This is a genomic window from Huaxiibacter chinensis (genome assembly GCF_022171985.1).
Classification (GTDB): domain Bacteria; phylum Pseudomonadota; class Gammaproteobacteria; order Enterobacterales; family Enterobacteriaceae; genus Enterobacter; species Enterobacter chinensis_A.
The window spans coordinates 98,442-116,897 of sequence record NZ_JAJVHF010000003.1; the positions used below are offsets into that span (position 1 = coordinate 98,442).

15 protein-coding genes are annotated in these 18,456 nt (G+C 55.1%); 13 read left to right on the top strand and 2 right to left on the bottom strand.

The features are described 5' to 3' along the window. The first annotated feature begins 1 nt into the window (after position 1). Positions 2-2,023, top strand: coding sequence for a chemotaxis protein CheA (cheA, locus tag LZP96_RS09230; RefSeq protein ID WP_064326546.1), 2,022 nt, complete (start codon positions 2-4; stop codon positions 2,021-2,023). Between the two features lie 19 nt (positions 2,024-2,042). Then, entirely contained in the window at positions 2,043-2,546 is a 504-nt protein-coding gene (gene cheW / locus LZP96_RS09235) for a chemotaxis protein CheW (protein ID WP_064326545.1), read from the top strand. 1,425 nt (positions 2,547-3,971) lie between these two features. Here cheW and LZP96_RS09240 read toward each other — a convergent pair. Further along, complete coding sequence (locus tag LZP96_RS09240; protein WP_064326544.1) at positions 3,972-5,231, bottom strand: dicarboxylate/amino acid:cation symporter; 1,260 nt, start codon at positions 5,229-5,231, stop codon at positions 3,972-3,974. A gap of 430 nt (positions 5,232-5,661) precedes the next feature. Here LZP96_RS09240 and LZP96_RS09245 point away from each other — a divergent pair, with 430 nt between their 5' ends. The 11 genes from LZP96_RS09245 to cheZ all read left to right on the top strand — a co-directional run bounded on the left by LZP96_RS09245 (position 5,662) and on the right by cheZ (position 17,256). Continuing rightward, entirely contained in the window at positions 5,662-6,231 is a 570-nt protein-coding gene (locus LZP96_RS09245) for a Csu type fimbrial protein (protein ID WP_064326543.1), read from the top strand. Between the two features lie 6 nt (positions 6,232-6,237). Next, a complete protein-coding gene (locus LZP96_RS09250; RefSeq protein WP_064326542.1) occupies positions 6,238-6,786 on the top strand; it encodes a Csu type fimbrial protein in 549 nt (182 codons plus the stop codon). 16 nt (positions 6,787-6,802) lie between these two features. After that, a complete protein-coding gene (locus LZP96_RS09255; protein ID WP_064326541.1) occupies positions 6,803-7,543 on the top strand; it encodes a fimbrial biogenesis chaperone in 741 nt (246 codons plus the stop codon). Beyond that, positions 7,519-9,903 carry a fimbria/pilus outer membrane usher protein gene (locus tag LZP96_RS09260; RefSeq protein WP_064326540.1) on the top strand — a complete coding sequence of 795 codons (2,385 nt, stop codon included), beginning with the start codon at positions 7,519-7,521 and terminating at the stop codon, positions 9,901-9,903. The genes LZP96_RS09255 and LZP96_RS09260 overlap by 25 nt, the downstream gene beginning before the upstream one ends. Next, the gene (locus LZP96_RS09265) at positions 9,900-10,865 is read left to right on the top strand and encodes a Csu type fimbrial protein (RefSeq protein ID WP_258925845.1); all 966 of its coding nucleotides are present in this window, start codon (positions 9,900-9,902) and stop codon (positions 10,863-10,865) included. The genes LZP96_RS09260 and LZP96_RS09265 overlap by 4 nt, the downstream gene beginning before the upstream one ends. An 85-nt stretch (positions 10,866-10,950) precedes the next feature. Beyond that, positions 10,951-12,618: a methyl-accepting chemotaxis protein II gene (tar, locus tag LZP96_RS09270; RefSeq protein WP_064326538.1), complete on the top strand. Its 1,668-nt coding sequence runs from the start codon at positions 10,951-10,953 to the stop codon at positions 12,616-12,618. A 43-nt stretch (positions 12,619-12,661) separates the two neighbouring features. After that, positions 12,662-14,263, top strand: a complete 1,602-nt coding sequence (gene tap / locus LZP96_RS09275; RefSeq protein ID WP_064326537.1) for a methyl-accepting chemotaxis protein IV — start codon at positions 12,662-12,664, stop codon at positions 14,261-14,263. A 19-nt stretch (positions 14,264-14,282) separates the two neighbouring features. After that, complete coding sequence (cheR, locus tag LZP96_RS09280; RefSeq protein WP_064326536.1) at positions 14,283-15,149, top strand: protein-glutamate O-methyltransferase CheR; 867 nt, start codon at positions 14,283-14,285, stop codon at positions 15,147-15,149. Continuing rightward, the gene (locus tag LZP96_RS09285) at positions 15,146-16,195 is read left to right on the top strand and encodes a protein-glutamate methylesterase/protein-glutamine glutaminase (RefSeq protein WP_064326535.1); all 1,050 of its coding nucleotides are present in this window, start codon (positions 15,146-15,148) and stop codon (positions 16,193-16,195) included. The genes cheR and LZP96_RS09285 overlap by 4 nt, the downstream gene beginning before the upstream one ends. 16 nt (positions 16,196-16,211) lie before the next feature. Then, complete coding sequence (gene cheY / locus LZP96_RS09290; protein ID WP_258925846.1) at positions 16,212-16,601, top strand: chemotaxis response regulator CheY; 390 nt, start codon at positions 16,212-16,214, stop codon at positions 16,599-16,601. Between the two features lie 10 nt (positions 16,602-16,611). Continuing rightward, positions 16,612-17,256: a protein phosphatase CheZ gene (gene cheZ, locus LZP96_RS09295; protein ID WP_064326533.1), complete on the top strand. Its 645-nt coding sequence runs from the start codon at positions 16,612-16,614 to the stop codon at positions 17,254-17,256. Between the two features lie 46 nt (positions 17,257-17,302). On the opposite strand, the gene LZP96_RS09300 is transcribed toward cheZ, so the two are convergent. After that, positions 17,303-18,448, bottom strand: coding sequence for a fimbrial protein (locus LZP96_RS09300; protein WP_064326532.1), 1,146 nt, complete (start codon positions 18,446-18,448; stop codon positions 17,303-17,305). Positions 18,449-18,456 lie beyond the last annotated feature (8 nt).

Consider the following 18,456-nt stretch of genomic DNA (forward strand, 5'->3'; position numbering starts at 1 on the left):
CGTGAGCATGGATATTACCGATTTTTACCAGACATTCTTTGATGAAGCCGACGAGTTGTTGGCCGACATGGAGCAGCATCTTCTCGATCTTGTGCCAGAGGCGCCGGATTCAGAACAGCTCAATGCCATCTTCCGTGCGGCGCATTCCATTAAAGGCGGCGCCGGCACCTTTGGGTTTACCATTTTGCAGGAGACCACCCATTTAATGGAAAACCTGCTTGATGAAGCCCGACGCGGTGAGATGCAACTCAATACCGACATTATCAACCTGTTTTTGGAAACCAAAGATATTATGCAGGAACAGCTCGACGCCTATAAAAGCTCGGCAGAGCCTGATGCCGCCAGCTTTGAGTATATTTGTAACGCGCTACGCCAGCTCGCGCTGGAAGCAAAAGGTGAGGTTGTCGCCCCTGTGGTGAGCGCGGCAAAACTGAGCGTGGTGGACACTCTTGTCCAGGAAGAAACGGCTACCTCTGCCCCTGAGAGCAAACTGCGTGTCGTGCTGTCACGGCTGAAAGAGAGCGAAGTTAATTTGCTTGAAGAAGAGCTGGGAAATCTGGCCACGCTGAGCAATGTCGTAAAAGGCAAGGACAGTCTGGCCGCAACGATTGATGGCGGAATAGGCCAGGATGATATCGTGGCGGTACTCTGTTTTGTGATCGAAGCCGATCAAATCAGTTTCGAGTATGAAACCGCAGCGGTTGAAGCGCCTGACGTCGTAGAGCCGGTTGTGGCTGTTGCGGAAGTGGCTGCGCCCGTCGCGGTGGTACCCGCTCTTAAAGCCGTGCCGAAAGAGGCGGCAGCCCAGCGTGAGAAGCCCGCGGCCCGCAGCAGTGAATCCACCAGCATTCGCGTCGCGGTAGAGAAGGTGGATCAGTTGATCAACCTGGTCGGCGAACTGGTGATCACCCAGTCTATGCTGGCCCAGCGTTCGAATGAACTCGATCCTGTGACCCACGGTGATTTGATTACCAGCATGGGTCAGTTACAACGTAACGCCCGCGATTTACAGGAATCGGTCATGTCCATCCGTATGATGCCGATGGAATATGTCTTCAGCCGCTTCCCGCGTCTGGTGCGCGATCTGGCCAGCAAGCTGAATAAGCAGATTGAGTTGACCCAGTTGGGAAGCTCTACTGAGCTGGATAAGAGCCTGATCGAGCGCATTATCGATCCGTTAACGCACCTGGTGCGTAACAGTCTTGACCACGGTATCGAATCGCCTGAAAACCGCATTGCCGCCGGTAAATCACCGGTCGGTAATCTGACGCTGTCGGCGGAGCATCAGGGCGGCAATATTTGTATTGAAGTGACCGACGATGGCGCCGGTCTTAACCGTGAGCGTATCCTCGCGAAAGCCCTGTCTCAGGGGATGTCGGTCAGTGAAAACATGACGGACGAAGAAGTAGGGATGCTGATCTTCGCTCCTGGCTTCTCCACTGCCGAACAGGTGACCGACGTTTCGGGCCGTGGCGTGGGTATGGACGTGGTGAAGCGTAATATCCAGGAGATGGGCGGTCACGTTGAGATTAAGTCAAAGCAGGGCGCTGGCACCACCATCCGTATTTTGCTGCCGCTGACGCTGGCGATCCTTGACGGCATGTCGGTGAAGGTGGCGGACGAGGTGTTTATTCTGCCGCTGAATGCGGTGATGGAGTCGCTGCAACCGCGTGAAGAAGATTTACATCCACTGGCGGGCGGTGAGCGCGTGCTGGAAGTGCGTGGTGAATACCTGCCGCTGGTGGAGCTGTGGAAAGTGTTTGAGGTGGACGGTGCGAAGACCGAAGCCACTCAGGGCATTGTTGTGATTCTGCAAAGCGCGGGTCGCCGCTATGCGTTGCTGGTCGATCAGCTGATTGGACAGCATCAGGTGGTGGTGAAAAACCTCGAGAGCAACTACCGCAAAGTGCCGGGAATTTCTGCTGCCACGATCCTTGGCGATGGCAGCGTCGCACTGATCGTCGATGTCTCGGCGCTTCAGGGTTTAAATCGTGAACAACGCGTGGCCTATACAGCCGCCTGATTAAGTAAAAGGTAATAACATGACCGGTATGAGTAATGTAACGAAGCTGGCCGGCGAGCCATCAGGGCAGGAATTCCTGGTCTTCACTTTGGGTGACGAAGAGTACGGTATCGATATTCTCAAAGTGCAGGAAATTCGTGGTTACGATCAGGTGACCCGCATTGCCAATACGCCTTCCTTTATTAAAGGCGTCACCAACCTGCGCGGCGTTATCGTGCCAATCGTTGACCTGCGCGTGAAGTTTAGCCAGGGCGACGTTGAGTATAACGAGAACACCGTGGTTATTGTCCTTAATCTGGGGCAGCGTGTTGTGGGTATTGTGGTGGATGGCGTGTCGGATGTGTTGTCCCTGACGTCCGATCAGATTCGCCCGGCACCTGAATTTGCGGTGACGCTGTCGACGGAATATTTGACCGGATTGGGTGCGCTCGGCGAGCGGATGTTGATTCTGGTGAATATTGAGAAGTTGTTGAACAGTGATGAGATGGCGTTGCTGGATATGGCGGCGAGTCACGTAGCGTAATGTTCGGCTAGGGTGGTCTTGGTGGAATATTCACGCTGTAGTGGCATCGTTCCGTTCACCAGGGCCATTCTGCTCTCTGTATCGCCCGCGGTGGTAAATGTATTGGTCGGAATATTCAAGCTGTAGTGGCATCGTTCCGTTCACTAAGACCATTCTGCTCTCTGTATCACCCGCTGCGGTGAACGTGTTAAGGGGGCTTGCGCCGCCCCCTTAACAATCCCGGCGCCCGGCGATGAAAATCGCCGCTTCGCGGTTCCCTCGACTTATTGCGCCTGGCTTTCGGGTCGGATGCGTTGTCACATCCCTGTGACTCGCATCCTCCACCCGCATCCCTGCGGGTGGCCCCGGCCAGTCGCAAACGTCTCGGCGATTTTCTGCCGGACCAGCCACGCCTCCACCTTTTTTATTGTCTGAATGGTAAAAAGGAACCGATAAAATCAGCGGTCGCGACCGTAAGTTAATTGCTGTATCTAATTCATTTCGGTCTTTACCTGAGCGTGGTGCGAAGCACCGATTTTATTGCGGGGCCGCGGGGATGGATAAGGGGGCCGCGCTGGCCCCCTTATCTCGTTCACGGGTTGTGTGCGTAGTATGTTCTACGGTACTTAAAGTGAACGAAACCTTTCCACGACACCCCAAAAAACCACCGCCCCCCGAATGTCTTTAGACCGCTATTGGTCGGAATATTCACGCTGCAGTGGCATCGTTCCGTTCACTATGGCCATTCTGCTCTCTGTATCGCCCGCTGCGGTGAACGTGTTAAGGGGGCTTGCGCCGCCCCCTTAACAATCCCGGCGCCCGGCGATGAAAATCGCCGCTTCGCGGTTCCCTCGACTTATTGCGCCTGGCTTTCGGGTCGGATGCGTTGTCACATCCCTGTGACTCGCATCCTCCACCCGCATCCCTGCGGGTGGCCCCGGCCAGTCGCAAACGTCTCGGCGATTTTCTGCCGGACCAGCCACGCCTCCACCTTCTTTATTGTCTGAATGGAAAAGAGGGACAAAAAATCACTCACTTATGACCAGAAGATAAGTAATTCAAGATCAATTCATTTTACTGTATCGGAATGTGGCACGGGGGTTGTGTCCCCGCTGAAATCGGCGAGCCGGAGACCGGATGACAAGGGCTGGACGCCAGGGATGGCGGCCAGAGGCGAATCGAGACAGGATGTCGAGTTGAGCCGACCGCAGGCAGCGGGTCGGGAGGTGAGCGCAGTGCGAAGCACCGATTTTATTGCGGGGCCGCGGGGATGGATAAGGGGGCCGCGGTGGCCCCCTTATCTCGTTCACGGGTTGGGTGCGTTCTATGTTCTACGGTACCTGAAGTGAACGAAACCTTTCCACAATATCGCCAAAAACCCACCACGACATCGTCAAAAACCCACCACGACAACGCCAAAAAACCACCGCACACCACCCAATTAAATTAAACCTCCCGCTCCACCCACTCCGATTCCACTTCCCGCGCCTCTTCATTCTGCGACAACATCGCCGTCGCAATCCCATTCCCCAACACGTTAATCGCTGAACGCCCCATATCCAGGAAATGATCAATCCCCATCAGCAGCAAAATACCCGCAACCGGAATATTAAAACTTGGGATAGTCGCCGCCAGCACCACCAGCGATGAACGAGGTACCCCCGCAATCCCTTTTGAGGCCAGCATCAGCGTCAACATCAGGATCGCCACTTCCGAGAAACTCAGGTGAATATTGTATGCCTGGGCGATAAACATCGACGCGAAAGAGCAGTAAACCATCGAGCCCACCAGGTTAAAGGAGTAACCAATCGGCAAAACGAAAGAGGCAATACTGCGTGAGCAACCAAAGCGCTCCAGTTGCTCCAGGGTTTTAGGATACGCCGCTTCAGAACTGCTGGTGGTAAATGCAACCAGCACCGGATCCTTTAACATGCTGAGCAGCCGGAATACCTCTCTTTTCAGCACCATGTATCCCACCGCCAGCAGCACGACGCAGGTGAGGAGGATCGCCACATAATAGCCGCCAATAAAGGACGCATAGTTCAGCAAAATGCCCAGACCCTGCGTGGCGATGACCGAGGAAATGGCCGCAAAGATTGCCAGCGGAGCCACGTACATCACGTAACCGGTCACTTTGAGCATGATGTGAGAGACAACATCCAGCGCCGCCACTAACGGGGCGTTGAATTTCTGCCCCAGCGACGCGCCGCCAATTCCGAAGAACATCGAGAACACCACGATCTGCAGGATCTCGTTATTCGCCATCGCCCCCGCAATACTGGTTGGAATCGTGTGCGACAAGAACCCCTTCAGCGTCATTCCCCCCACGGCCAGACCGGTATCAACGGATGCCTGAGGGATGGCCAGATTCAGGCCGCTACCGGGTTGCTCAAGGGTGACGATAAACAGCCCAACCAGAATAGAGAGCACGGAGGAGCTGATAAACCACACCATCGCTTTGCCGCCAACGCGCCCAATGGTTGACGTTTCACCAAGCTTCATTATCCCAACCGTCAGCGTACTGAAGACCAGTGGCGCGATGACCATTTTAATGAGCCGCAGGAAAATGTCGGTGAAAAGGGAGATGTTGTCAGCCCAGGTTGCGATCGTATCGGCCGACGCATACTCGTGGATGGCTGCGCCGGAAAGAATCCCCGCCAGCATGAATATCACGATAAACAGCGTGAGCCTGTTTGCACTTGCCACTCAAAAATCCTCTTTTGCGCATAGGTTTGCAGAGATGCGCTGGGTTATATGATTTTTCAATTTCAGCGCATCGAAATATTCAGCAAGTAAATTGAAGTAAAGACTGGCGGCATACAACTATTTTTTAATTTTTATTCATTCAGTTGCATATGTGCGGACGATATATTGTGATGCAGATCACACATTAGGGAATATATCCTCATGAATTAACTGTTTTCATTTTTTTACAAGTTTGTAACAAATTGATTTTAAATAAAATAGTGTGTCAATACGGTGAAAGTCGCAGTGAAAAGGGCAAAGGTGGTTGAACTGTTATCCATAAACTAAATTCTCAGTAACCCCTCACTAGGAATGTTAAGCGGGGCTAACATATTGAGCGCACTCAATAAAGTATCAAAAGCGAACGGTCTCATTTCCTGGAGGGTTGTAAATGAAAAGAAAACTCCTGCTGATTTGTACAGGCGGAATTCTGGCAATGTGCGCACAAAACGCACTCGCCGTCACCAGTAACGGGACGATCGGGGCAACACTGACATTGACCAACGGTTGCCTTATTAATGGTTCGCCAACGCAGAACGGGATTAACTTCGGTACGCTGGATTTTGGTACGCATCCCGCGACCTTCTCAACGCTTACCACCCAGCTTACCGGTGCCAGCGGGGGTAACACCTTCACAATCCAGTGTACGACCGCAAGCTATACGGTCGCGATTACGGGCAACACCAACGCTACAGCACCAGGCACGGTCGTGGGTACCCCGGGCACGCCTGCACGCTATCTGGTGAACACGGCGAATGCGTCACAGGGTGTCGCGTATAGCCTGTTCAGCGACAGCGGTTACAACAACGTGATTGCCAATAATGCGGCGATCCCGGTGGCGTCAACGGCGGGCGGGGTGGACAGCTACACCCTTTATGGCCGTATTACAGGCGGCGGTAATAGCGTGACGGTCGTTCCGGGTACCTACACCGATACGATTAATGTCAGCGTAACGTACTAGCCATCAATGAGGGCCATGACTCTGCGTCTGCGCCCCGGCGCAGAGGGATTCCTGCAACCATTTTTAGTACTGATCTCGGCGTTATTGTGCGTCACGCCTGCCGCTGCGGTCACCACGCAGTCGTTTCAGGTGTCGGCCACCATAACGCCGGGCTGTTCAGTGACCGCAGGAACAGGGGGCGTGTTAGGCACGCTGAATTTTGGCACGCATACCGGGGTAGAAAAAAATCCGGTGAGTACGGCGTTTGTGCCAAACGGGGCGTTGTCTATCGCCTGCACTCCGGGCGTTGCGCTCAGCATGAGCATTGACGGTGGGCAGCATTATTCGTCAGTCCGACGAATGCAGCGTGCCAGCGGCACGGACGTCGTCGCCTATCGCTTGTACAGCAACAGTTCACTGGCCGCCAACAGTGAAATAGGGGTCAATCAGGCGATCCCCGTGGCATATACCAACAGCAACAATATTGCGCTACCGCTCTTTGGTGTGGCGCTTCTGACGGGGTTCAGTCCCGCAGGCACCTATTCAGATCAACTCACCGTGACGTTGTCATGGTGAAACAGGGAGAAGTGTAATGAAGGCATCCTTTTTTCGGATTGGGATTTTGGGCTTATGTGCGCTCTGTTCGCCGGGGATTCACGCGGCAGCCACGATTTTACTCTGGCCGATCGATCCCTGGCTTTCCGCCGACACCAAAGCCACCGAACTGTGGATCCAGAATCAGGGTAACAGCGCACCCACGATGCAGGTTCGCATCGTGCGCTGGAAACAGGAGAATGGCTTCGAGCGATACACCGCTCAGCAGGATGTGGTTGCCAGTCCACCTATTGTCACTATCGCGAAAGGCGGAAAGCAGCTCATCCGTCTTATCAAACAAAGCAACGTCCCGATGGGCGTTGAACAAGCCTACCGTATTATTGTCGATGAAATCCCCCAGCCGCAGGACAAGGCCCAGCCGCAAATTGGCCTGAAATTACAAATGCGGTATTCCATCCCACTGTTTGTTTACGGACAGGGTATTCCGACCATTAAAGAAGGCGCGCATCACGTGCTGGTCGACCCAAACAATCTTAGCTGGCGTGTCATTCAGGAAAATGGAAAACCTGCGGTACAGGTGAGCAACCGGGGAGATGTGCACGTGCGATTAAGCCATGTGACGATGGATGGACGGACCATCGCTGACGGTTTACTGGGCTATGTGCTGCCGGGCAGTACCCGCAGCTGGCCGCTGCCAGCGGGGATCAACCAGCCGCGCCAGATGAGTGCACAAATTAATGCCAAGGATACGCAATGGCAGTCGGCACCCGGCAACTGAAAACGATTATGTCTATCCTGCTCTGCATCAGCACCCCAGCCTGGGCTGAGTCCGGTGACGACGCATTACCGCCGCCGCCCGACGCGCGTGCGCTGAATGATGAGGCGGTGTTCCAGCTCGCGCTGGTCATCAACCACTACGATACAGGACAGGTGGTGCCGGTTACCCAGCGTAATGGCAGCTATTTTGTCTCAAGCGCCGATTTGCTGCGTGCAGGATTGCCGCCGGAACATGTGCCGAACGGAGAAGTCGATCTCTCCCGACTGGCGCAGGTGCGTGTGGAATATGACAGCGGCGCACAGCGTCTGCTTCTGAGCGTGCCGCGTGACTGGATTGCCGAGCGCGTAACGCCCTTCGGCGGACAGACCGCTCAGAGCAAACCTTATTACGGCCGCGGCGCGCTGCTTAACTACGATTTTTATACTAATCACACGGAGCACGTCGGCGGTCAGGCCTCTTTGTGGCACGAATTCCGCTACTTCAATGAAGAGGGCTCGCTCTCATCAACGGGTTATGCCCGGCAAAATTTCACCGGTAATAATGGACAGCAGGAAGGTTATGTCCGCTATGACACCACGCTGATGATAACCAATGAAGATGATGCCACGACCTGGACCGCCGGGGATGTGATCAGTGATTCCCTGAGCTGGAGCTCCAGCGTGCGCATGGGCGGCATCAGCTATGGCCGCGATTTTTCGTTACGTCCGGATCTGGTGACCTGGCCTCTGCCGGCGTTTTCCGGCGAGGCGGCAGTGCCCACCTCCGTCGATCTCTTTATCAATGGCTACCGCTCCGGATCGACGCAACTGCAGCCCGGACCGTTTACGCTGACCAATCTGCCCTATATTAACGGGGCGGGTGATGCGGTACTTATCACGACCGATGCCCTGGGACGACAGGTCAGTACAACCATGCCGTTCTATGTGACCAGCGATCTTCTTAAAGCGGGGCTGAGTGACGGGGCCATGACGCTCGGGAGCTTACGCCGGAACTATGGTATTAAGAATTTTGACTATGGCCCCGCGGCGGGAAGTGGATCGTATCGCTATGGCTTAACCGACTGGTTAACGCTTGAAGGCCATGGCGAAGCCGCCGAGGAGCTGGCGCTGGGCGGCGCGGGAGCGGTGGTTAAACTGGGTCGCTTTGGCGTGGTGAACAGCGCCTATACCCACAGCCAGATGCGGGGCGACAACGGCGGACAAACGACCTGGGGATACCAGTACAGCACCAGCCAGTTTAGCGTGGCCACCCAACACTCTCGTCGCGACCGCGGCTATGGCAACCTGGCGCTTTACGATCAGCCCACCGTTTATGATGAAAAGAATCAACCTATCGCCAGCCTCAGCCGCAATACCGATCAATATTCCCTGACCTTCAATATGGGGGATTTTGGCAATATCGGCGCGGCGTGGATCGGCGTGGAGAGTTTCGACAGCCAGAAAACCGAGTTGCTGAATGTCTCCTGGAGCCGCAACCTGTGGGGAAGCAGCAGTATCTATCTGGCTGCCAGCCGCGATCGGCAGCGTGGCGACTGGACGGTAGCAATGTCGTTGCAAATTCCGCTGGGTGAGCGGGACAGCGCGGCCGTAAGTTTCGAGAATACCCCTGATTCAGGCAGTACCCAGCGCGTGAACTACAACCACTCTATGCCGTCGGACGGCGGATTTAGCTGGAATATGGCCTGGGCGAATCAGTCGCAGGCGAAAAACTATCAGCAGGCGACCCTCGGCTGGCGGAACAGCAATATCGAAGTGCAGGGCGGCGGGTATGGTGAGCAGGACATGATGACCTGGTGGGGCGAGGCGATGGGCTCCATCGTGCTTATGGATAATGAACTCTTTGCCGCCAATAAAATCAACGATGCATTCGTGGTGATCAGCACCGACGGCCACCCGGATGTGCCGGTCAATTATGAAAACCAACCTGTAGGCAAAACGAATCGTAACGGTTATCTGCTTATCAGCGGCGTATCGGCTTATTACCCGGCCAGTTACAGTATTAACACCCTGAATTTACCGGCAGATACCCAACTGAAAGAGACGGAGCGGCGCGTGGCTATTCGCCGTCATAGTGGTTTTCTGGTGGACTTCCCCATGGAGCAGGAACGTGTCGCCAGCGTCATTCTTCATGATGCGCAAGGACAGGCGATACCGGTGGGAAGCCAGGTTAACCGGGCCTCGCGCAGCACTGCCGTGGTGGGCTATGACGGCATTACGTGGCTCGAAAATCTGAATGACGTCAACGAATTACAAATTCGTACCCCGGAGGGGAAACGGTGTCACGCCACGCTGACCATCGGCACTAACCCTGAGCATAAACTGCAAACCTACGGTCCACTGGTGTGTCGGGAGGGGCAATGAAACGCGCGTTGCTGCTGCTATTGCTGCTGTTCTCAAGCGGAAGCTGGGCGGCCTGTACGGTCAGCACGGTCAATGCCTCTTTCGGCAGCGTCACCTCGTTTGCATTAAGCGGGAGTAATGAGGTCCAGACCACCGGGACGCTGGTGGTAAATTGCGACGCGGTACTGAATTTATTGACCAACGACTCCGTCACGCTCACTTACTCCTCCGCCACGGTGTCGGCGAACAGTCGGGCAAACATGAAACGTACCGACAATGCCGCCATTACCGATGTGATCCCCACACGGTTATGTGGCGCGTCCAGTTGCAGCAACAGCAGTGAGGTGCAAATCAGTAAAGCCTATACCTGGAGCGGGGCGACGTTGCTCAACCTGCTGGGTGGCAAGCAATATAATCTCCCGCTCTATTTTCGTACCGTTGCCGGGCAGAACGTCACTGCCGGGCCGTATCAGGTTGTGCTGAACTTCAGTGTTAACTACAGCGTGTGCTCAGTGGGCGTTGCGGGCTTGTGCCTTTCAGGGCAACAAACCGGTACGGCGGCAACCAGTATTACCCTGAACATGAATGTGACGAACGATTGCAGCGCGATGACCACCCCAAATGTGGCGTTCAACAGCGCGCCGCTGGTACAAAATTTCCCGACTATCTCGCAGGCGATTTCCGTCACCTGCACCAAGGGCAGCACCTATACCATAGGCATTAACAATGGCAGTAACGCCAATAATAACGTGCGTAATATGGCCAGCGGGAATAACCGCCTGAGCTATGACATTTTTAAAGGGGCGACCAGTAACCGCTGGGGAAGCAGCGGTTCGGAACGCTGGTCCAGTGCGACCTCTTCGCAGGTGAGTACGGACGGCTTATTACGTACCTATAACTACACCGCCAAAGTGTTAACAACCCAGGCCACACCCCCTGCCGGAACCTATACCGACACGCTGATCGTTGACGTCGCGTTTTAACCCCCACGCTTTTCCCTTTCGCAAATGTAAAGTTCCTGCTACCCGTGCCGATAACACCGATAACAAATCTTAGAGAAGGTGTTGTATGTTGAACCGTATCCGCGTTGTCACGATGCTGATGTTGGTGCTGGTCATTTTCGCACTTCTTCAGCTCATTTCTGGTGGGTTATTTTTCTCATCGTTAAAACAAAACCAGCAGAGTTTTGCCACCTCTAACGATTTGCGTTTACAGCAAAGTGAACTGACTTCCACCTGGGACCTGATGCTGCAAACGCGTATCAACCTGAGCCGTTCATCCGCCCGCATGATGATGGATCCGACTAATCAGCAGAGCACGGCGAAAACCGATCTGTTGAAAAACGCGCGGGCCACGCTGGCGGAGGCTGCTAAACATTACAACACCTTCAAATCCATCGCGCCGCTGCCTGCCATGGCGCAGGCGACACAGGATATCGACGAAAAATATCAACGCTATTTTGCCGGTCTGACGGAGCTGACGCAGTTCCTGGAGAGCGGCAACATGGATGCTTATTTCGCGCAGCCGACTCAGGGAATGCAAAACGCGCTGGGTGCGGCCCTGACGGCGTATGCCACTGCCAGCAACGATCAGTATCACGGTGCCTTTACCGAAAGCCAAAAAGACTATCGCTTTGCCAAATGGCAAATGGGCATTCTTGCGCTGGCACTGGTGATTGTCCTGATCGGCGTGTGGGTGGGTATTCGCCACATTCTGCTTAATCCGTTAGGGCGGGTAATTGCGCATATCCGTGAAATAGCCGGGGGCAACCTCACCAATACGCTGAGCATTTCCGGGCGTAACGAGATGACGGAGCTGGCCAGCACGGTTGACCATATGCAGCGTTCGCTTATCGCCACCGTAACCGATGTGCGTCAGGGGTCGGATGCGATTCACAGCGGCACCAGTGAAATCGCCATGGGCAATAACGATCTTTCGTCCCGAACGGAGCAGCAAGCCTCTGCCCTGGAAGAGACGGCCGCCAGCATGGAAGAGTTAACCGCTACCGTGAAGCAAAACGCCGAGAATGCGCGTCAGGCGTCACTCCTGGCAGAGAGCGCCTCCGAAACGGCGCAGCGTGGCGGAAAAGTGGTGGACGGGGTGGTGAAAACCATGCACGACATCGCGGGCAGTTCGAAGAAAATCGCCGACATCACCAGCGTGATCGACGGTATCGCTTTCCAGACCAATATCCTGGCCCTGAACGCGGCGGTGGAAGCGGCCCGTGCCGGTGAGCAGGGGCGAGGGTTTGCCGTGGTCGCCGGTGAAGTGCGTAACCTGGCCAGCCGCAGCGCCAATGCCGCAAAAGAGATTAAGGCACTGATTGACGATTCCGTCTCACGGGTCAATACCGGCTCGGTGCTGGTTGAAAGCGCGGGGGAAACCATGGGTGAAATCGTGAACGCCGTGACCCGGGTGACCGACATTATGGGTGAGATTGCCTCTGCTTCTGACGAACAGAGTCGCGGTATCGATCAGGTGGCGCTGGCCGTCTCAGAGATGGATCGCGTCACCCAACAAAACGCCGCACTGGTGCAGGAATCTGCCGCCGCCGCGGCCGCCCTGGAAGATCAGGCGAGCCGTCTGAAGAGGGCCGTTTCAGCGTTTCGCCTTAGCGTAACGCCAACACATTCGGAAACGTCACGTGACGTGCCTGCCATGGCCGCAACGGCTGTCAGGGGGAGCGCGCTACGGGCAACAGCAAATGGACAAGATAATAACTGGGAAACATTTTGACTAAAAGTTAACTGCGGCTGCTGGCCGCGTGATGGGAGCGTGGATGTTAAATCGTATTCGTATCTCGACCACACTGTTTTTGATTTTGATCCTTTGTGGCGTATTGCAGGTTGGCAGTAACGGGTTGTCTTTTTGGGCTTTTCGCGATGGCTATCAAAACATACAGGAAGTTGAGACGAGTAACCAGCAGCGCGCTTTGCTGGCGCAAACGCGGGCCGTGCTTTTGCAGGCCAGTACTGCGCTGAATAAGGCCGGGACCTTAACCGCGCTGAGCTATCCGCCAGACGATATTAAAGCGTTAATGACCACCGCGCGCGGCAGCCTGCAGCAGGCAGACAGCCAGTTTAAAGCCTTACTTGAGCAGAACGCGGTCAGTGAAAAAGGCAAGGCGTTGCAGGCCCGGATGAAGAAAAGCTATGCGCAGTGGCACAGCGACCTGGAGCATCAGGCAACCTGGCTTGAGAACAATCAGCTGTCCGATTTCCTCACCGCACCGGTACAGGAGTCGCAGGCCGCATTCGATAAGAGTTTCGAGGCGTGGCAGCAGGAAATTAACCACATTGTCGAGGCGGCGAGCAGCGACAGTCGGGCCAGCTATCACATGTCAGGGGTCATCTTTATCACTATGGTGATTCTGGCGGCGCTTCTGACCAGCGCGGCGCTTTTGTGGTCACGCAGAATGATTGTCTTACCGCTGGCCATTATCAGCAGCCATTTTGAGAGCATTGCCAAAGGCGATCTCGCACGCCCGGTTGCGGTATATGGACGGAATGAAATTTCGGCGATCTTTGCCAGCCTGAAGGCCATGCAGACCTCATTGCGTCAGACGGTCACCGAGGTGCGGCAGGGGAGTTATGCGATGCATACCGGTATTTCGGAAATCGCGGCCGGGAACAATGATTTGTCGTCGCGCACCGAACAGCAGGCGGCCTCGCTGGCAGAAACTGCCGCCAGCATGGAGCAGCTGACGGCCACGGTCGGACAAAATGCCGACAACGCGCGTCAGGCGTCGGATCTGGCTAAAAATGCCGCGCATACGGCGAAAAAGGGGGGCGATCAAACCACCCATGTGGCCAGCACAATGCAGCAGATTGCCACCAGTTCGCAGAAGATTGGCGACATCATTAGCGTGATTGATGGTATTGCCTTCCAGACCAATATTCTGGCGCTGAACGCAGCGGTGGAAGCGGCGCGGGCCGGAGAACAAGGCCGCGGTTTTGCGGTTGTCGCAGGAGAAGTACGCAACCTTGCCAGCCGCAGCGCCAATGCCGCCAAAGAGATCAAAGTGTTGATCGAGGAGTCCGTCTCCCGCGTGCAGCAGGGCGCACAGCTGGTGGACACCGCCGCGAAGACCATGACGGAGATCGTCACGTCAGTCACGCGGGTCAATGACATTATGGGCGAAATTGCTTCCGCCTCGGACGAACAACGTCGGGGAATTGAGCAGGTCGCTCAGGCAGTAACCCAGATGGATCAGGTAACGCAACAGAACGCGTCTCTCGTTGAAGAGGCCGCTTCCGCTACCGACCAACTGGCCAGCCAGGCCGATCATCTGACCAGCCTGGTGGCCGTTTTTACTATTACAGAGCATGTTGAAAAAGCAGTAGATGTCGGGCGGTCACAAGCCGTGCCAGTTGTATCCTGAACGTGATTAAGAAGGCGCTATGACCTCACCACAGCCCACCGGGCAATCGTCATTACTGATGCAGATGACACAGCGCCTCGCGCTGTCCGACGCGCATTTTCGTCGGATATGTCAGTTAATCTATCAGCGTGCGGGGATCGTGCTTGCCGATCACAAACGTGACATGGTTTACAACCGCCTGGTGCGTCGTTTACGCACCCTTGAGCTGGATGACTTTGGTCGTTATCTGGGCATGCTGGAGGCCAATCCAAACAGCGCAGAGTGGCAAGCGTTTATTAACTCGCTGACCACCAACCTGACGGCGTTTTTCCGCGAGGGCCATCACTTCCCGGTTCTTGCAGAGCACTCTCGCCGTCGCTCAGGCGAGTACCGCGTCTGGAGCGCAGCAGCCTCCACCGGCGAGGAGCCGTACTCCATCGCCATTACGCTGGCCGATGCGCTGGGTATGGCGCCGGGGCGCTTTAAGGTTTTTGCCAGTGATATTGATACCGAGGTGCTGCAAAAAGCGCAGAGCGGTATCTATCGTCTGGACGAACTGAAAACGCTCTCGCCGCAGCAGCTACAGCGCTATTTCATGCGCGGCACTGGCCCACACGAGGGGCTGGTTCGCGTGCGACAGGAGCTGGCGAACTGCGTTGAATTTACGCAAATGAACCTGCTGGACAAGCAATACAACGTCCCCGGGCCATTTGACGCCATTTTTTGCCGTAACGTCATGATCTATTTTGACAAAACGACGCAGCAGGAGATCTTGCGTCGCTTTGTCCCGCAGCTGAAACCGGACGGATTACTGTTTGCGGGGCATTCTGAGAATTTCAGCAATCTCGTGCGCGAGTTTAGCCTTCGTGGGCAGACGGTTTACGCGCTGAGTAAGGATAAAGCATGAGTAAAATCAGGGTGTTGTCTGTCGATGACTCGGCGCTGATGCGCCAGATTATGACGGAGATTATCAACAGTCACAGTGATATGGAAATGGTCGCGACGGCGCCCGATCCGCTGGTGGCGCGGGATTTAATTAAAAAATTCAATCCTGACGTGCTCACCCTGGATGTCGAAATGCCCCGTATGGATGGCATCGATTTCCTTGAGAAATTAATGCGCCTGCGTCCCATGCCGGTGGTGATGGTCTCCTCCCTGACGGGAAAAGGCTCTGAAATTACGCTTCGCGCGCTGGAATTGGGGGCGGTGGATTTTGTCACCAAACCGCAGCTGGGTATCCGTGAAGGGATGCTGGCCTACAGCGAAATGATCGCCGACAAGATTCGCACCGCCTCGCGTGCGAAGCTTGCCGCGCATAAACCGACAGCGGCACCCGTTGCGCTGAAGGCCGGGCCGCTGCTCAGCTCTGAAAAACTGCTGGTTATCGGTGCGTCAACGGGGGGAACAGAGGCAATTCGCCATGTACTCCAGCCATTGCCTCTCTCAAGCCCGGGTATTCTTATTACCCAGCATATGCCGCCAGGTTTTACCCGCTCCTTTGCTGAGCGCCTGAACAAGCTGTGTCAGATCAGCGTGAAAGAGGCGGAGGACGGTGAACGCGTTCTGCCGGGCCATGCTTATATCGCGCCGGGGGATAAGCATATGGAGCTGGCGCGCAGCGGTGCAAACTATCAAATCAGAATTCATGACGGCCCGCCGGTTAACCGGCATCGTCCGTCTGTGGATGTGTTGTTTCATTCGGTGGCAAAACATGCGGGGCGCAATGCCGTTGGGGTGATCCTGACGGGTATGGGCAACGACGGTGCCGCCGGAATGCTCGCCATGCACCAGGCCGGGGCCTGGACCATTGCGCAGAATGAAGCAAGTTGTGTGGTGTTCGGCATGCCGCGTGAGGCCATCAATATGGGTGGCGTGAGCGAAGTGGTCGATCTTAGCCAGGTAAGCCAACAAATGTTGGCAAAAATCAGTGCCGGACAGGCAATACGTATTTAATGAGGAGTAGTGTTATATGGCGGACAAAGAGCTCAGATTTTTGGTTGTGGATGACTTTTCCACCATGCGTCGCATCGTGCGCAACCTGCTAAAAGAGCTAGGTTTTAATAACGTTGAAGAAACAGAAGATGGTGTGGACGCGCTGAACAAGCTGCAGGCGGGTGATTTTGGCTTTGTGATTTCTGACTGGAACATGCCCAACATGGATGGTCTGGAACTGCTGAAAACCATTCGCGCTGACGGCAAGATGTCCTCTATGCCGGTTCTGATGGTTACGGCAGAAGCGAAGAAAGAGAACATCATTGCGGCAGCACAGGCGGGCGCAAGCGGTTATGTGGTGAAGCCATTTACCGCGGCGACTCTGGAAGAGAAGCTCGGCAAAATCTTCGAGAAACTCGGCATGTGAGGTGTTGGTCATGTTGCAACCTGCTATGAAACCTGTTGAAGAACATTCGCCAAGCGACATTATTGCCCGTATCGGTAGCCTGACGCGCATGCTGCGTGACAGCCTGCGCGAGCTGGGTCTGGATCAGGCGATTGCTGAAGCGGCAGAGGCGATTCCTGACGCACGCGACCGTCTGGACTATGTGGTCCAGATGACGGCACAGGCCGCCGAACGTGCCCTGAACAGCGTTGAGGCTTCTCAGCCGCATCAGGATGAGATGGAGAAAGGCGCTAAAGCGCTGAGCAAGCGTTGGGATGAGTGGTTTGAAAACCCGATTGAGCTTGCCGATGCACGTGAGCTGGTCACCGACACGCGTCAGTATCTTGGCGACGTGCCAGGGCACACCAGCTTCACCAATGCGCAATTGCTCGACATCATGATGGCGCAGGATTTCCAGGACCTGACGGGTCAGGTTATCAAGCGCATGATGGACGTGATTCAGGAAATCGAGCGTCAGCTTCTGATGGTGCTGCTGGAGAACATGCCAGAACCGTCGGCGCGACCTAAGCGTGAGAATGAGAGCTTGCTTAACGGGCCTCAGCTTGACACGACCAAAGCGGGCGTGGTGGCGAGTCAGGATCAGGTCGACGATCTGCTGGACAGTCTCGGCTTCTGATCTTTATGCGGCCTCAGGGGAGTGATACCCCTTGAGGCCGCGTGATTTAGCGCAGATCCATCTTAACCGTCACGTTCCCTTCAAAGGCGCCCGCCGTCGGCGTTGCCGTGGTTGTGCTGACCGGGGCAGCCTGTATTTTTATCATCCCGTTGCCAGAATCATCCAGCGCGACAGGAAATTCATAGCTTCCATCCAGCGCCACATCCTGGCTGTTTTCATCATAAATGCGTACGCCGAGGTCCTCTTTATTCAGCATTTTTGCAACAGAGGGCATACTGCTGTCCGCGATGCCCTGATCGGCCGTTAACGTCAGCTTGATCCGGCCCGCACTCCCTACGGCGTTGGCATCGCAATGGTAACGAATATCGACATTTTTCAGGGCGAAGCCGCCTGGCGGCTGTCCTTTCTCAATAAACTGTTTACTGACCAGGGTGCCAAAATCGACTTCGATGGTGCTGCCTTCGTTGATCGTGCAGCTTAACGGCGCCGTAATCGCGCCGCCCAGCCAGATGTTAGAGACCAGCTCTGCCTGGGTCGCATCGCAGGTGCCGGTGTCAAAAAAGAGGCAGGCAAAATTTTGCACGACAATAGTAGGGGGGATGACCTCTTCACCGAGAATGGATTTTTTTACATGCATCGTCATGTTAATCACATTCCAGCGAAAGTGGCGTTTAACGGACGTCGACCCTGACGGTCGGGTGCTCTCGCTGCATACGCTCGCTTCACCTTCCGTCACCTGCCAGATTTCAATCTCATTTTTGCGCGACCCAACCGGGGTAGGGTATTCGTTGATGTCGAGAGGAAACAGGCCGCCGCCGTCCGGTGAGCGCACAGCATCACTGTAGCCTCCTACATCTACGTCAATGCTGTCGGTCAGATAACCGAAACCGCTGATGCCCGGGCGTAACGGGCTGCCAGCCTGAACGTACTCCTTAATTATCGTGTCAGGATAGAGGTTAAGGGGACAGGAGCAGTTGGCCTCGACGTCCGGCCCATCGCCGATCAGATGTTGGTTAAGAGGGATGTTACGGTTTGCGACGTTCTCTGACGCCGTTAATTCCCGATTAAAAGAAATGTAGTAATCCTGCGGCGAGCTAAAGCAGTTGCGCAGGATTGTGGCCGCCTGCGCGGTAGCCGGCAGCATGATGCAAAGCATGGCGCCAATAATGATATTTTGTTTGTTCATAAACATGACAATTC

Excerpts from the sequence above, each read along its gene's own strand:
- cheW (WP_064326545.1), top strand. The coding sequence starts at position 2,043 with ATGACCGGTATGAGTAATGTAACGAAGCTGGCCGGCGAGCCATCAGGG.
- LZP96_RS09245 (WP_064326543.1), top strand. The coding sequence starts at position 5,662 with ATGAAAAGAAAACTCCTGCTGATTTGTACAGGCGGAATTCTGGCAATG.
- LZP96_RS09250 (WP_064326542.1), top strand. The coding sequence starts at position 6,238 with ATGAGGGCCATGACTCTGCGTCTGCGCCCCGGCGCAGAGGGATTCCTG.
- LZP96_RS09255 (WP_064326541.1), top strand. The coding sequence starts at position 6,803 with ATGAAGGCATCCTTTTTTCGGATTGGGATTTTGGGCTTATGTGCGCTC.
- LZP96_RS09260 (WP_064326540.1), top strand. The coding sequence starts at position 7,519 with ATGGCAGTCGGCACCCGGCAACTGAAAACGATTATGTCTATCCTGCTC.
- LZP96_RS09265 (WP_258925845.1), top strand. The coding sequence starts at position 9,900 with ATGAAACGCGCGTTGCTGCTGCTATTGCTGCTGTTCTCAAGCGGAAGC.
- tar (WP_064326538.1), top strand. The coding sequence starts at position 10,951 with ATGTTGAACCGTATCCGCGTTGTCACGATGCTGATGTTGGTGCTGGTC.
- tap (WP_064326537.1), top strand. The coding sequence starts at position 12,662 with ATGTTAAATCGTATTCGTATCTCGACCACACTGTTTTTGATTTTGATC.
- cheR (WP_064326536.1), top strand. The coding sequence starts at position 14,283 with ATGACCTCACCACAGCCCACCGGGCAATCGTCATTACTGATGCAGATG.
- LZP96_RS09285 (WP_064326535.1), top strand. The coding sequence starts at position 15,146 with ATGAGTAAAATCAGGGTGTTGTCTGTCGATGACTCGGCGCTGATGCGC.
- cheY (WP_258925846.1), top strand. The coding sequence starts at position 16,212 with ATGGCGGACAAAGAGCTCAGATTTTTGGTTGTGGATGACTTTTCCACC.
- cheZ (WP_064326533.1), top strand. The coding sequence starts at position 16,612 with ATGTTGCAACCTGCTATGAAACCTGTTGAAGAACATTCGCCAAGCGAC.
- LZP96_RS09300 (WP_064326532.1), bottom strand. The coding sequence starts at position 18,448 with ATGTTTATGAACAAACAAAATATCATTATTGGCGCCATGCTTTGCATC.